Annotated in this window: 4 protein-coding genes and 2 pseudogenes; 2 read left to right on the top strand and 4 right to left on the bottom strand. The window is 66.7% G+C overall.

Translation table 11 applies throughout. The features are described 5' to 3' along the window. Window positions 1-165: 165 nt before the first annotated feature. The 4 genes from CKY51_RS20900 to CKY51_RS20885 form a co-directional block, all read right to left on the bottom strand. Entirely contained in the window at window positions 166-1,752 is a 1,587-nt protein-coding gene (locus CKY51_RS20900) for a family 43 glycosylhydrolase (protein WP_031340925.1), read from the bottom strand. Continuing rightward, entirely contained in the window at window positions 1,749-6,107 is a 4,359-nt protein-coding gene (locus CKY51_RS20895) for an Ig-like domain-containing protein (RefSeq protein WP_022974463.1), read from the bottom strand. Before CKY51_RS20895 ends, CKY51_RS20900 begins: the two co-directional genes overlap by 4 nt. Window positions 6,108-6,358: 251 nt before the next feature. Next, complete coding sequence (locus CKY51_RS20890) at window positions 6,359-9,175, bottom strand: TonB-dependent receptor domain-containing protein (RefSeq protein WP_152249874.1); 2,817 nt, start codon at window positions 9,173-9,175, stop codon at window positions 6,359-6,361. A 555-nt stretch (window positions 9,176-9,730) separates the two neighbouring features. Beyond that, window positions 9,731-12,088 (bottom strand): hypothetical protein, encoded by a 2,358-nt coding sequence (locus CKY51_RS20885; protein WP_031340921.1) that lies wholly within the window; start codon window positions 12,086-12,088, stop codon window positions 9,731-9,733. 447 nt (window positions 12,089-12,535) lie between these two features. Here CKY51_RS20885 and CKY51_RS23005 point away from each other — a divergent pair. Together CKY51_RS23005 and CKY51_RS20880 are read left to right on the top strand one after the other, a co-directional pair. Then, window positions 12,536-13,003 (top strand): annotated as a pseudogene (locus CKY51_RS23005) (protease pro-enzyme activation domain-containing protein); the annotation flags it as partial. A gap of 51 nt (window positions 13,004-13,054) precedes the next feature. After that, a pseudogene (locus tag CKY51_RS20880) lies at window positions 13,055-14,065 on the top strand (S53 family peptidase); the annotation flags it as partial. Window positions 14,066-14,269 lie beyond the last annotated feature (204 nt).

Raw genomic sequence — 14,269 nt, 5'->3', positions numbered from 1 at the left:
CAGACAACGTGGGGACTGGCATCACGGCATCCTGATCATGGCGGGGTTGTGCGAATCCTGCGGTCCTGGCAATAGAAACACCGCGCAAACGTGCCACCACCTTGGCCAACCCGCTTGCGATGCGCTCGACCAGGGCGACGCTGGCCGCCTGCCCGCGGAGCAGACTCATGGCGCATCGCAGCGGGCAGCCTCGGCCGCGCTGGCTGACGAAAGCCGCTGCGGCTGTGGCGTCCATACTTCCCACTCCTGGACCGCCAGCGCGGCGTAGTGCGTGCCGCTTCCGGACGCGTCCATCACCGCCCGCACGCACCGGGTGGTCACCGGCGCGAACGACACGGCTTCAATGTGATCGGGGCGGATACCGTAACGATCGGATGCCTGCACCGGATGCCACTGTCCGCCCTGTCGGTACTCCAGCCGCCAGCTGGCGGGCGGCGCCACCCCGACCGACGCACCGGCCGGCTGATCGGCCCAGAACACGATGCGCGTGCGATCCACGGTAATCGGTTGCGCCCAGCTGTACTGTATCCATTGTTGCGGCGGGTTATCGTCCGTCCAACTGGCCCACATCTCCGGCGGCAACGGATGGGCCTTGACGATGCCGTCGTTGAGCGCGGCGATCCAGTACTGCACGGGGATATCCGGGCCATTGGATGCAGTTGCATAGGCCGATGGCGCTTGATTGCGCCCTGGCGGCGCGGGTGGCATTGGACGCCGCGTCGGCACCACGGTGCGCATGCTGGCCGGCTGGGTGCGGTCGTCCCACTGCAGCCGATCGATCGCCACGCTACGACGGAAATGTCCGCCGCCGTGCGCGTCGGCGGTGTGATAGACCAGATACCACTGCCCCTGAAATTCGACGATCCCCGGATGCGAGGTGGTGGAGGACACCGGCGGCAGCACGATGCCGCGATACGTCCACGGGCCCAGCGGCGTTGGCGCGCTCGCATAGGCAACGCAGGCGTGATACAGCGTGGGCGTACACGGCGAAAGGCGACCGGCATTGTTGGCCGCATACGCCAGGTAATAGGTGCCCTTGCGCTTGAACAGCCAGGGCGCTTCGAAGTAGCCGTCCAGGGTGTCCACCCGGATCGGCGTGCCCTTGAAACTGACCATGTCGCGCTGCAGCTCCACGCCGTACAACGCGCCGAAGGTGCCCCAGTACAGATACGCGCGGCCGTCGTCGTCCACCATGACGGTGGGGTCGATGTTCTGGATGTCGTTGCGGGCCGGTACCGACTGCGAGACCACCGGCCCTTGCGGGTGTGCATCGGTCCACGGCCCGAGCGGACTGTCGGCCACCGCCACACCGATCGCGAAAGGATCTGCATTGGGCGAATCGCGCTGCTGCACCGGCGCATACAGGTAGTAGCGGTGATCCGGTCCCTGCACGATCTGGGCTGCGTACGCATGCTCCTTCTTGGCCCACGCGAACACCGCCTGCGGCCGCAGGAAATCGCGGTAGTGGGTCCATTCGCCGCTGGCCGGATCGCTGCTGACGAACAGTTGCCAGCCGGGCATGACAAAGGCATTGCGATCGGGAGCAGCGGTATCTCGGCCGGCAATGATGTACAGCTTGCCGTCGACCACCACCGGCGCAGGGTCGGCGGAATAGGCGCTGCCATCGGCCAGGATGGGATTGCCGGGCGCGTGCAGCCGCCTTCCCTGCGGCGACTGCACGGCACAGGCCGGAGCGCTAGCCAGCAACACCCCGCAGGCCAGCACCAGCGAACGTGAGAACGTACGCCTCATGGCGTCGCTGCCTTGATCTGCAGCACCAGCGGCACCGACACTTTTCCGGTAGGGGCACGCCCTTGCGCCGTGCCGGTGAGCTCGAGTTCACCGGGCTGTGCGTAACGCGCGGCTGGCACCGTCGGCCATTGCACCGGCAAGCGTTCACGCGAGCCGTCGTTGTATTGCACCGTGACAAAGCCCGGTAACGTCGGTGTCTGCCCCACCGCCGCAGTCACCGTCGGCAACGGCTGCACGGTAGTGATCTGTCCGGGCGGCGTGGCGCGTACCCAGAGGGTGGCCTTGATGGGAATCGTGCCTTCGACCAAGCCTTGCAGGTCCACCGCGCCTTCGCGGCCAAGGCGGCTGGCGGCCAACTCGGACCACTGCACCGCCAGCGGCAGCACACTGCCATCGGCAAAGAACGCGGTGGTCTCCTGTGGCAGCGTCGGTATCTGCCCGGGGGCGATGCGTAGATCGATTGCTTCCACCTGCTTGGGCAGATCAGACAGCGCCTGCCACTCGTCCACCCCAATGGCGGCATGTCCGTTGGCAGTGGTCTGCGTGGTCAACACCACGCGCAGCGCGGTGGTGACCACCGGCGTAAAGCTGGCGGTGCTCGCCGCGCCGGTAGCGGCCGCCGCGATCGGGTACCCACTCTTGCTGACGATGTCCTGCCAACGTCCGTCCTGCAGCATCTGCAACTTCCAGCCGGCAGGTGGTGCCACCCCGCCATTGGGTTGGTCGTTCCACAGGTAGAGCGCACTGGACGACAACCGCACCGGGCGCGGCCACTGATACTGCAACCACACGGTTGCCGGCTGGTCGAGCCCATAGCTGCCCCAGCGCAGGCTGCCACCGGGAGAACTGCCTGCCCGCGGGATGAAGCCATCATTCAACGCCTGCACGCGGTACTGGATCCCGGTGAGTTGCGCACTGACACTGGCCACGGCCTGCAACGGAATGCTCTGCAGCGGGTGCGAGGCCGGCGCGATGACCTGCACATCGGCATGTCCCAACAGCGCCCCATCGTTGGCCGCCAGACGCAAGGTGTAGTGCCCGGCACGGGTGAAACGCACGGAGGTCTGCAGCGCGGCGGCATCGGCAAACACGGCATCGCCGCCTTCCGGCGCCTGCTGCACGCGCCAGCGGACCTGCAGCGTGCCAGTGGGCAAGCCGTCATCGCCAACGCGTCCTTGCACCGCCGCCGCACCATCGGCGCCCGGCGTGTCCAGCTGCCAGGCCTGCACCTGCGGCGGCGCATTGCCCGCAAATGCGGGCGCCGGCAAGCCGCTGTCGAACAGCTGGATTTCCTTGATGCCGGTGCGCGCCGTGCCGGCGTGCGTCACCACGACGCGTAGCGCCGCAGTACGGATCGCCGGGAAGCGCACCCGATTGCGATTGCCCTCCGCCATCGTGGCATCGCGCACCTGCCCGGGAACGTTCTTCCACTCGCCGCTGCCGTCCTGATATTGCACGGCGTAGATCCACGGTGCCGCGTAGCCAGGCAGTGTTCCGGACGGAAACCCATTCTGATCGCCGCCCGGCGACGAGCTGCGATAGAAGTAGAGCACCACCTGATCCAGGCTCCGCATGCCCCCCAGGTCCAACGCGATCCAGTCGCTGGCCGACGGCGAGCCCGCGGTGCCCCAGAACGGCGTACTCGCCGTGCTGCCATCCACCGCCGCCGTCGCCGGCAAGCCGGCGGCGGCGAAGCTGGCGCTGACACGTGCGCCCTCGGCAAGGTTGCGACTGTGCGCCGGCGGCAACGTCACATCCACGCCGGCCTTGGCCAGGATCTGCGCGATCCGTGTGTCGGCGGCAAACGGCACCTGCGTCATCGACGCCAGGGGCGCAGGATGCGCGTCGAGCACCTGCACGGCGCCGTTGCGATTGACCGCATCCGGCGCGGCGCTGACCTGGCCGCTGGCCGGGTCGTAGATCACATGCGCCAGCCGATCCACACGAAACGCCAGGCGACCATCCAGATAGACGCTATAGCCCTTCGGCACTCGGCCACCGTAGTGGCTGCCATCGCGATCCCAGACGATGCTCAGATCGCGGTCGCGATAGCGCAGATTGTCGGCGGCGAAATGGTCCCAGCCGATATCGATCGGATACAGCTCGATCTTGCCATCGCTGCGCGGGCGCAAGCCCATCGCATCCTCGATCATGGTGAAGTTGGTCGCACCCAGCTGGGTATGATGGATCCAGGAGCGATAGCCGATCTTGCCGCCGTTGTTGGCACTGCCCTTGGCCCAGAATTCGTTCTGGTCCGGATAGCGGTTATCGCCATCGATATAGGGTGCCCAGGCGTTCCAGTACAGCAGCTTGCGGTAGCTCTGCGCGTTCAAATACGGGCTGGGGTAATCGCGCAGTGCCGAACCGAACAGCCGGAATGCCACGGTCGCGTTGATGGTGGAGAAATTATTGCTGCCCACATCGGCGCCGCTGGCGCGCGCCTGCATGTCCACCTGGTTGGCGGTGTAGAACGGAAACAGCGGGTATTGCGCTGCGTCGGCGAACAGCCGCAACGCCCGCACATACTTGGGGTCGTCGTCGGTATCGCCCTGCTTGGGCATCAAGCCCACGCTGAAGGGATAGTAGTTGTTGGTTTCCTTCCAATCGACCGCCAGTCGCGGCCCGTCGGCCTGGCGATGCTTGAGCAACTCGCCGTACAGTCCAACCGAGTCGGGAGTATCGCTGTGATCCTGCCATAACACCTCCAGCACCGCCCTGCGGATGCGGCGTGCGGTGGCCTGCATGCGCTGCGCAGTGGCGGTATCGCCCGCGAGCGTCGCGGCCTGCGCCGCCGCCTGCGCATTGGCGTAGACGTAGGCGCTTTCGGTGCGGTCCATGCGGGTCTGCCCGTGCTGGTCGGCCCAATCGAACGACACCGCATCGGCGTCGTTGCCGGTCATGGCCGCCCAGTCGTACTCGATCAGCCCATTGTGATTGAGATCGTAGGCGGCCAGCACGCCGTCCACGTCACCGCTGCCATAGCGCGCCAGCTTGCCCGCCAGCGCCGCCGGCCCGCCGTGGATCTGCATCGACCGCCATGCGGCAGCGGTGATGTATTGCGCGTACGAATTGGACCAGTTTTCCGGCGAGCCAGGGTTGTCGGTGTACTTGCCACCGCCTGCGGTCTCGCCCGCGCTGAGCCAGGTGCCATAGGCATACAGCGGATCGCGCAGGTATTTCAGATCGTCCAGGAACATGCCGGCCGTCAACACGATGGCATTGTCGTAGCCAAGCACGCCCTCGATGGCAACCGGGAACTGGTAGTCGTTACCGGGGACGTTGGCATCGAGGAAGTTGAAGCGCAGCAACCACCAGCGATAGAACAGGCTCTTGCTGATGTTCTCGTCGGGCGTGTCCAGGTATGGCAGATTGTCCACCCACCAACGGTTGTAGCTGGCCACATGCTGTTGGTAGGCCTGCTGCGGCGCTTGCGCGGCGATCCGCGTGTACTCGGCACGCGCCTCGGGCAACTCGCGGGTGAGCATGCCGAGCTGCAGCTTGATTGCCGCGCTCTCGCCGCGCGCGGGGATGTCCACATCGCGAACCAGGCGCGCCCCCTCGACATGGAAGCCATCGCCGGACAGATGGGGGAAGACCGTCGTGATGTGGTTGTAGGCGTCGAATGCGCCGATCAGCTCATTGCCGTCGGCGTGCTGGGCGATCGGCGATGTCGCTTGCAGCGATACCGTGTGCGCCGCGCCATCCAGACTGGACAACACGACGCTGGCGACTGCCACGTTCTGCTCGGTGATGTACTTGACCAGCCGCATGCGCACGCCGGCGCCGGCATCTTCGAACACCGTCGTGAAATAACTCGGCGTCTGCCGCCGCAGCTGCGCGCGCTCCTTCCATTGGACATGACGCTTGCCCAGCGTGGCGTGGAGGTGGAACAGCGCGTCGTAGTTGGTGGCATGCCAATACGCCACTTTGCCGACGAAGCCTGGTTGATCCGGCGCGTGATTGGCCAAATACGCGGCGCGGCCACGGGTAAACAGCCAGTCGTTGCGATCGTCGAAACCACCGCCGGTCCCTTCACGGGCCAGCATGCGATCGATCCAGAAATCGTTGCCCGGTGCCTGCCCTGCCCCATGCGCGACATCGGCCGCATAGATCCGTGCCAGTTGGCCTCCCGGCGCAAACGGCACTGCGCTGGCGGGCATCGGATGGTCCTGTCCATGGAACAGCGGCTCGCCGATCATCGCATTGGGTTGCGCGACCGGCGCCTCCTGCGCGCGCGCCAGTGGCCAGCCCAGCAGGGCGCACGTCCAGAACAGCGCAGTGGCAGCTGCGCGCCGGGACCAATGCACGCAGCGCAAATGCCGCGCCAGAAACGCCGTCCAACGTAAGACCCTCATGCATCCATTCCATCGAGCATGCAGGACGGCGCGCCCACTTCGCGTGCCAACGCGCATCGCGCGATCGACGACTGCGGCTCTTCACCACTGCATCGCCATCCACACAATGCCGCCTTATTCACCTTCATTGCCCGCACTGGCGAGGCGTGCCCGGCACGAAGTGCTGCGGCACCGAGCGAACGTGCCAGTGCGCGCAGCGCCGTGGCGAAAGGCATGCGAACCAGCGAATGCGAACCGACCGGCGTCGGCGCTCAAAACTCCACCCGCAGCCGGCTCCAGAAATAGCGCCCCAAGGTGTCGTAGGTGGTTGCATCGGTGTTGGCCGCGTTGGAGTAGCTGTAGAAGCGCGGCGGGGCACGATTGCTCAGGTTATCCACGCCCAACGACAAGGTGCTGTGCAGGCTGGCGAGCTTCCTGCTCAGCGACGCGTCGTGATAGGTCACCGAACCGATGCGGAAGTAGCGGCAGCTGCCATCGGCGTTGGTGTCGGGGCAGAAGTTCTCATACTGGCTGCCGTTGACAGTACGCCCCAGATAACGGGTGTTCCAGCTGGCATGCCATGGCCCGCGATCCCAGCTCAGGTTCGCCACCGCCCGCCAGCGCGGCATGTTGCCCCAGCTGGAATTCTCGCCGACATAGTTGTGCGGGTCGCCGGCGAAGCTGAAGCTGGAAAAGAAGGTCGCATCCAGCCCAGCCGTGAAATCGCCCCAGGCGCTACCGGTCAGCCGGTAGTGGATGCCGCTGTCATAGCCACGGATGTCGACGTTGCCGCTGTTGTAGGCGAACGGCACCGACACCCGCACCAGCTGGCCATTGGCATCGCGCTGGATCAGCGGGCAGAAGGCGGGCACCTGCCCGGTGAAGCAGGCGCCGACCACGGTCTCCAGCCCGACGCCCGAGAGCATGTCATCCAGCACGACACGCCAACTGTCGAGGTTGAGCGACAGCCCGTCGACACGCTCGGGGTCGTACACCAGGCCGACATTGTAGGAACGCCCGCGCTCGGGCTTGAGCCGGATGCCGAGATTGTTGGTGCCTGAGGTGATCACCTTGAACTCGGCGGCATTGGCAAAACTGCCATCGCCGCGGACGTTGGCGCAGGCAGGATTGCCACTGCCGACGTAGCCGTCACAGGGATCCTTGAAATCGCCGTTCGGCTCAACCACGCCGTTGAACGGTGAGCCGTACAGATCGCCCAAGGCCGGCGCCCGAAACACCTGCGAGCCGGTCGCGCGCACCAGCAGATTGGCGATCGGCCGCCATTCGATCGCTACCTTGCTGTTGGTGGTATTGCCCCAGGCATCGTACTTGGAATAACGCGAACCGAGATTGAGATTCAGACTGTCGGCCAGCGGCGCACCCTTCAGCAGCGGCACCAAGAGTTCGGCATATGCTTCGCGCACCGATTCGTCGTGCCCCTGTCGCAGGATGCAGCCGTCGTTATAGTCGCAATTGCCATCGGCATCGGCGGCGGCGACCGCGCTGCTGGTGCCCTGGGCGAACTTGTTGGTGCGATAGACCAGGCCGACCGCCGCCTGCACCATTCCGGCAGGCAGCTTGAACAGATCGCCATTGGCGCTGATGTCGGCAAAGCGCATCTGGCTCTTGTCGATCAGATCCACCGCCAGCTGGGTACCTCGCAATGCGGCGATGGTGGCCGGATCGTTGGGATTGAAGACGTTGATCGGCGTACAGCCGGCGATCACCGCACCGGGCGCGCCGCATTTGACCACGCCATCGCTGTCCAGGAACGAGGCGCCGACGGCGTTGTTCAACTTGGACGTGACCGAGAACCCGGTGCGCACCAAGGTGTCCTTGTAGTTCGCATAGCCGGCTGCCGCATCCCACTGCCAGCTGCTATCGGCGACGCGCCCGCGTAGACCGGCAACGATGTTGGTCTGGAACATGGTGGAGGTGTAGACGCGGGTATTGGCCTGCGGGGAGCGCAGATAGTAGGCGTCCAATTGATCGCCGAACGGGTTGTAGTAGTTGTCCACCGCGTCCTGCATTTCCAGGCCGTAGGCATCCAGCCGCGAGACGGTCTTGCTGCGCGTCCAGAAAGCATCCACATAGGCCTGCACCGCAGGGGTCAGATCGAAACTGCCGTGCAGCGAGACGTTGGTACGATCGATCGGGGTGATCAGGTACTGCGTGTCGTAGACGTTGTAACTGTCGGTGGCGCGATTGTACGTGCGGAAGGCATCTTCGCCGACCGGCCCCGGCGCGACGCCAGCCACCGGCGTCAGCACCCGCCCATCGGTCAGGAACGCGCGGGTATTGGCGCCGCGCACCTCGCTGACCCGGCCATCGAGGAAGACCACGTCCTTGGCCGCATAGCTGCGGTCGCGATTGAACACCGGGTTCATCGAATTGTGGCTCAGGCCCAGGATCACCCCGCCACGCTCCCAATGCTTGCCCCATTCCAGCCCCAGGCTGCGGCGATTGGCATCGCCATGCGTGCTCTGCGCGTAGTCGGCCGTCAGCGCCAGGCCGTCGTACTTGTCCTTGAGGATGATATTGATCACCCCGCCGATGGCATCGGAGCCATAGACCGACGAGGCGCCGTCGGTGAGCACCTCCACGCGCTCGACCATTGCCGCCGGAATCGCATTGACGTCCACGCCCGGCGCCGATGCCACGCTGCTGGCAGGCCCGGCCATGCGATGGCCGTTGACCAGGACCAGGGTGCGCTCGGGCCCGAGATTGCGTAGCGACACCAGCGCGCGGCCATGACTGAAGCCGGAGTTGAGTGCAGGCCCCGGCATGAAGCCGGCCATCGCCGGCATCTGCTGCAACAACTGGCCAAGCGTGTTCTGGCCGCTGTCTTCGATCCGCTGACGGTCGATGACGATCAAGGGACTGGCGGTTTCCGCATCGACGCGGCGCAGATGGGTGCCGGTGACGGTGATCCCTTCCAGCGTCTGCGTCGTCTCATCGTCGGATACGGCATTCTGCTGCGCCTGCGCCTGCGGTGCACCCAACGACAGGCACAGCAGGATCGCAGTGACCAGGACAGTCGTCCGCTGGCGAGGGTCGGGTGATACACGTGCACGGCGGCTCTGCAGCATCGTGAGTCCTTGGCAATTGACGGTAGTGGGCGGTGGGCAAGCACAGCCCAGCCGCGCTGCGACAGCGCAAGTTCGAAGATGATCCGACAGCAAGACATGCCCTGGCGTGCGAAGACGGCAGGTTTCACCAGATGCAAGAACGCTCCCCTGGAGAGCACGCCATCCGATCACGGAGGGATGACGCAGAAAAAAGCTTGCGGCAACGCCACGGCCCCGTCTTGACGAATTTATCCGGCTGGCGTGCGGAAGTCCGCGTGCTTGGGCTCGCTAGCTGCATCCGCACGACGCCCGAACGGCATCGCATGCCAGCAATCCACAAGAGACCATGTCACCTACACATAGCAGCCGGGCAGCGGTTGCCCAGGGAACCGATTCGCTTGCGGCAGACGTGGAGCGAGGCCTGATGCCATCGGCGCTGTGCAGCGCCGTTGCGTTGGACGGCAGCACGCAAGCTGTTGCACTCGATCGCACGTCGGCGTTGCGCCGATGACGGCACCGCCCACGGCCCGCACTCCGGCGCGTCAGCTGGGCGTTGTCATCGCGCTCTACGCCACCTCAGCGATACCACGCCTGCACGTTCACCAGCGCTGTGCCGCGCGGCAACGCGATCCGATCCGCATGCGGGCCCTGCAGGCGGGCCGCCTTGCCGTCAACCGTCACGCGCTGCAAGCGCGTACCTGCCGGGACCCGCAGCGTCAGCCAGCTTTGCTTGGGCGCACGCTCGGGCAACTGCACCTGTCCGTCGATGCGGCCGGCGGCGGTATCGGCGCGCAAGCTCCAGCTCAGCGGGCCCCAGCGCGTGGGTGCATTCACCATCCCGATCGGCGCGCCGCTCGCCAGCCAGGCCCGCGGCAGCGCGCGCGCCAGGAACAGTTGCTCGCCGGCGCCATCTTCGCTGACCAACATCCAGCGCAGCAGCAAGGGAATGGTCAACTGCGCCGGCATGCAGAACAACGGCATGCCGCCGGTGATGCCACTGACCTCGCCCGCCGTCCAGCTACCGCGCGTATGCACCTGGTAGCGGTGCGCATAGAGAAACAGCAGATACTCCTCGATGCGATCCAGCCGCAATAGCTGCTGCGCATAGCCGTAGGAGATGAAGCCCAGCAGATCGCGACTGCCGGGATCGGGTGGCGCGATATTGGCGACCACGCCGAGACTGGTACCGCCATGGCCGCGCACGCAATCGATCACCAGGTGGGCCAGGTCCGCCGGCAGCACGTCGGCCTGCAGCAATTCGGCGTAGGCGCGATGCGGCCACTGCTGCTCGCTCGGTTTTTCCTGCGTGAGCGACTGGCGGAAGGTCAGGCGCATGCCAGGCAGGGGACCGACATAGGGCGGCGAGAGATCGCGGCGCACATTCGCACGCAGGCTGATCTCCAGCCGTTTGCGCAGCCGGCCGGCGCGCGCGCGCCAGCCAGCGGCCACGGCGGGCTGGCCGCCGAGCGTGGTCCACACCTGGGCAATGTCCTCCCAGCCGCGGATCGCCAACGCGCTATTGGCGTAGTACGGCTTCCACCACAGCGACGGATCGGGAAACAGGCAGGCATCGGACTCGTTCCAGCCATGCAGCAGTCCGTGACCGGGCACATCGGCCGGCAATGCCAGCGCTTGATCATGCAGATCGCACAGCACTTGCGCGATGGCGGCGATCTTCGGCAACCAGCGCCGCAGGCGCGCGGCATCGTCGGTGTAGCGCAGATAGCGCGTCAACAACGACAAGGTCAGACCGCATTGCCCGACTTCCGGGCCGCGCATATTGGGCAGGCCGTTGTCCTGCACGAAGCCATCGACGTAATTGTCCAGCACCGCCGCCGCCTGGGCGAAGCGTCCCCACTCCAGGTTGGCGTACAGGGAGCTGGTGAAGGTGTCCTGGAAGCCGTCGTACTCGTTGCCGTAGTAGTCGCGATCCACCGCGCCGTACTTGGGGTAGTCGCCGCCCGGGCGCACCACCAGCTCGCGCGCGAAGGCGAACTGCGCCATGTCGTTCCAACTGGCATCGGGCAGCTGCGCCTGCACGGTGCCTTCCAGCGCCTGCTGCCAGTAGCCGACGAAATCCAGCAGCGCCGTGTAGAACTGTTCGGGACTGGCCGGCTCGCGCGCAGGCGCGAAGCGCGGATAGCTATGGGTGTAGTGCGCCGCCACCACCGCACCGGCCTTGACCTTCATCGTGCGGTGCCAGGTCTGGACGACAAAGCGATCGCTGGCACGCACATCGGCGAACACCAGCACCTCGTACCAGGTGTCGGGCTGGCCCTGCGGCCGCATGACCTTGCGCACCGCCGGCAGCCAGCCGCCCAGCATGCCCTCCTCGCGCCGCTGGATCAGCGCCTGCTCGCCCAGCTCGGCGAAGGCCTGCTCCGGTCGCGCCGTGCGGCTGCGGCCATTGGGGAGGATCGGCATGGTATCCAGGGCTTCGCGCGTGCCGACGAAGCTGGTCCATGGCCAACGCCCGCCGTTGTCCTTGGGGTCGAGCAGCGATGCAGGCGCGGGCGCGACATCGCGCACTTGCTGCTCGTCAGGGTCGCCATTGCGCAACAGACGGTCGGCCAGCAGGTCGGCATCGGCCATCGCCACCTCGGCCAGCGACAGGCCGAAGTACGGCGTGCCTGCAGCCGGATAGGCCGGCTCGGTGCGCTTGCCCAGGCGCACCGTGCCGGCGGCGGTGCGCAACGTGAGTGGCGCCTGCGGATCATCGAGCGGCTCGTGGACGGTCCAGTCCTGTTGCAGATGCCGAAAACTGCAGACCGCCGGTCCCAGCTCGGCCACCGGCAACGCCGGCTGCAGGCGCGGTTCGGCCAGCGGCCGCAGCGCCGTGGGCGAGTCGGCACTGGCCGGCACCGCCCGCATGGCGCCGGTGCCGACCGCGGCAGTGGCCGCTATCCCCTGACGCAGAAAAGTCCTGCGGTCCATCGTCGCGCCCCTCAATGATCTGTCTGGCATGGTGCGTGAGGCGGTCTGCACCGTCTTGTGGCTGCTGTCGCAGACAGATGCGGAAATCGGCATACAGAACGCTGCTGGCGACGGCATGCGTCAGCGCCGTGTTCGACGCTGCATCGGCGTGCTGGCAGACCTGCAACGCGATCCGCTGTCGCAGGATCTGAGGCAGCGCATCGCCACCCTGGCCTGGCGGCGCGCTGGCCAACTGCCAGACCAACGCAGCCGCGTTCGTTTCAGAGGCGCTTCGCACCGCGAGCGAACAGGCACCTGAGCGTGCCGCAGGCTGGCGCGCCGGCGCATTCAATGGGCATGGCATGCGGCGCAAGCAATCTGCAACATGATGTCGCTGCCACCCCAGCTGTCGGCGGCGCGGCGATTGCGGTCAACACATCATCCCTAGCTCGATGGAGATCCACATCCATGCATACCGTACTCGTCGGCAGTGAGCGTCAGGCCGCACCGGCCAGTCTGGACGCCGGCAGCGTGCCGCGCGACGAGCGCCTGCGCGTGCTGCTGACGGTGCGCCGGCCGGCACTCGATGCGGCCGCGGCGGCCTTGCTGCAGGTGCGGGCCGGCACGCGTGCGCAAGCGCTGACGCGCGCACAATTCAGCACCCGCTGCGCGGCTAGCGCCGCCGATCTGCAGGCAGTCGTGGACTTCGCCGCCAGCTACGGCCTGACGGTCGAGCGCGTGCATGCCGACAGCGGTAGCGTGAGCCTGGAAGGCACCGTGCAGCAATGCGAAGCGGCCTTCCAGGTGCAGTTGCATCGCTACGTGCGCGGCGAGCAGCAGTACCGTGGCCGCATCGGCCCGGTCTCGATCCCGCAGGCGCTCGATGGCATCGTCACCGCCGTGCTCGGGCTGGATGCACGTCGGCAGGCGCAGACCCCGCCGGTGACCACGATCGCGCAGGCAAAGGCAGCGGCGGAAGAAACGGCGATCGCGCAGTACACACCGCCACAGCTGGCGCAGCGGTATGGCTTTCCCGACCACGACGGGCATGGCCAATGCATCGGCATCATCATGCTGGGCGGCGGTTACAGACGCGCACAGATGGCCGCCTTCTTCGCCCAGCTCGGCCTGTCCATGCCCAGCGTGGTCGACGTGCTATTGCCGGGCGGCAGCAACGCCCCCGGCAGCGGCGATGACGACGGCGATATCGAGGCGCAGATGGACCTGCAGATCGCCGGCGCGCTCGCACCCGGCGCCAAGCTGGTGGCGTATTTCGCCCCCAATACCGACAACGGATTCCTGGAGGCGATCAACGCCGCCATCCACGACCGCGAGCATGCGCCGGGGATCATCAGCATCAGCTGGGGGTACACCGAATCGCAGTGGACACCGCAGTCGCGCCAGGCCTACGACAGCGCCTTCCAGGCGGCCGCGTTGCTGGGGATCACCGTGTGCGTCGCCACCGGCGACGATGGTGCCAGCGACGGCGAACCCGGGTTGAACGTGTGCTTCCCCGCGTCCAGCCCGTTCGTACTGGCCTGCGGCGGCACGCAGGCGCGACCCGATAGCGAGTCGGGATGGTCCAAGGGGGGCGGTGGGCCAAGCCGCTTCTTTGCGCGTCCTGGCTGGCAGGAGGGTCTGCGGCTGACCGACGAACATCGGCAGTCGCAACCGCTGCGCAGGCGCGGCCTGCCCGATGTGGCAGCCAATGCCGACGGCCGGACCGGCTATGCGCTGTCGATCAACGGAGAGCCGTCGGTCATGGGCGGCACCAGCGCCGCAACACCGCTCTGGGCGGCCTTGCTGGCACGCATCTACGGCGCCAATCGCATGCCGCCAGCGTTCGTGGTGCCGCGCCTGTATGGACGGCCAGACGCCTTCGGCGACATCGTCGACGGCGACAACGGCGGCTTCCGCGCGTCCACCGGATGGGATGCCGCGACCGGACTCGGCGTCCCGGACGGAGCGCGCCTGACGGCCTGGCTGCGGCCAGACTGAGTGCTGCCGCCAGCGTGCTGGTATCGCATCGACGCTGCGACGCGGTGCCAGCGCAGCGCTGGCAGCAGGGTGTCATGACTCGATCGGAGCAATCGCAGCGGTTGGCGTCGCCCAGGCGACCGAACGCCGCTGGCGCCGAAGCGCCGACCGGCGGCACCCGGCAAGGGCGCCTTAGAGCGGCTGACAAAACGTAGCGAGCAGCCG

Origin of the sequence: Xanthomonas maliensis (assembly GCF_009192945.1) — a bacterium.
In the GTDB taxonomy this organism is placed as follows: domain Bacteria; phylum Pseudomonadota; class Gammaproteobacteria; order Xanthomonadales; family Xanthomonadaceae; genus Xanthomonas; species Xanthomonas maliensis.
The sequence above is the reverse complement of the archived record's forward strand: the minus strand, read 5'-3'. Positions and strand labels throughout refer to the sequence as shown.